Source organism: Paenibacillus planticolens (assembly GCF_013141725.1).
Taxonomy (GTDB): Bacteria; Bacillota; Bacilli; order Paenibacillales; family NBRC-103111; genus Paenibacillus_E; species Paenibacillus_E planticolens.
Genome location: NZ_WHNZ01000014.1, coordinates 1 through 1,088, shown reverse-complemented (window position 1 = coordinate 1,088; position 1,088 = coordinate 1). Strand labels below are relative to the sequence as shown.

Below are 1,088 nucleotides of genomic sequence, written 5' to 3'. Positions count from 1 at the left end.
TTAGTCAACCCTGTGATGGCTGCCGGCGCTGTGATGCTCATGAGATTCCTTGTCGGAATTTCAGAAGCTTCAAATACATTAATCTCCGCAGCCGATGCCCACCCGTTAACGCCCGCCGTTGCTTCGAGCTTGACATATAATGCATCTGTCGGATCAAAAGTTGCTACTTTCTCCGCATTGTTGTTTGCCCAAGTTCCGCTTGCAACTTTAGTAAAGGTCACTCCATCCTTACTTACATACACGTTATAGGCTGTAATAATTCCGTTACTGCCTGATGGCCTTGGCAAATACGTGACTTTATAGATTGGGAAAGCTGCTCCAAGTTTTAAGGTAATCGATTGAGGGAGAACGTCGGATTTATTCCACTTGGTATGCCAAATCGTATTTGGGTCTCCGTCAATCGCCATGGAGGCACTATCATTTTCACCCTCTGTTTCTTGGCTTGTCGCCGTTGCCGACTGAATGAGCTTATTAACAGTTACTCTAATGCTTGTTGTCAAAGGCACGTTATTGGGATTTGCTACCCCAGTTGGCAAAATTACAGTTCCATTGACAGTGAAGGTCTGCACAGTCATTACAGTGGGATCATAGTTTGAAGCACCTACATGCCATGTCACATTGGCATACCCAACGCCCTCATCGGTAACCAAGGATACTGTCCCTGGCAATCTAAGGGCGTCCGCTGTCTTCGCCGATCCGAATGCTACCCCTGTTATGTCAACAGGCGCAATGATGCTGTTTAAATTACCACTGTTAATCTTAAGATCAATGTCCTGCGACGAACGGTTATACATGGAATCGTCGGCGAATACCCTGATCATATATGGAGCATTCGGCGATAAACCTGTAAACTTATAATGCCTGTATTCATCGTATGGTTTGTCCATCGGATACGAAAGGCTGTTAAATGATTTGTCCACTTTCCCCGTGATCTTGTTGATCAGCTGAATATTATATTCCATAACGCGCACATTGTCATTTGCTTGCTTTATTGTAAAAGCAACTTCGTTGTTATTGAAGGAATCGATCTTAATGCCCTCATCAAACTGCGGAGCTATGAGTTCTCTTATATCTTTCCTGCTATAGCT

General features: G+C 44.3%; 1 protein-coding gene. It reads right to left on the bottom strand.

What is annotated here, in order from left to right; genetic code table 11:
* Positions 1–1,088: discoidin domain-containing protein (locus GC097_RS06150; RefSeq protein WP_171682472.1), on the bottom strand; the 1,088-nt coding region annotated here is incomplete at both ends.